Origin of the sequence: Alkalihalophilus lindianensis, assembly GCF_032843265.1 — a bacterium.
GTDB lineage: Bacteria > Bacillota > Bacilli > Bacillales > Bacillaceae_D > Alkalihalophilus > Alkalihalophilus lindianensis.
Window position 1 is genome coordinate 1 of the sequence record NZ_JAWJBA010000713.1, and the last position, 252, is coordinate 252.

Here is a 252-nt window from a genome sequence, read left to right on the forward strand (position 1 = left end):
GTCATCACAAAGGATGGTCCGAAACCGATTGCCATAGGGGATTTACCGGTTCCCGTCAGAGGTCTCGTACAGCAAATCAAATCTTTCGAACGTGTCGCAGCAGAGGCAGCTGTAACAGGAGATCGGAATTTAGCTATTCTGGCCTTAACGATTAATCCGCTCGTTGCCTCAGATAAAACGGCAAAGGAAATTGTCGATGAAATGTTGGAAGCCCATAAACCATATTTACCGCAGTTTTTTAAAAACTAATAT

The 252-nt window shown here is 43.7% G+C and carries 1 protein-coding gene; it reads left to right on the forward strand.

The genetic code is table 11. The features are described from left to right. Positions 1-249: family 4 glycosyl hydrolase (locus tag RYX56_RS24020; protein WP_500660673.1), on the forward strand; the 249-nt coding region annotated here is incomplete at its 5' end. Positions 250-252: the final 3 nt, after the last annotated feature.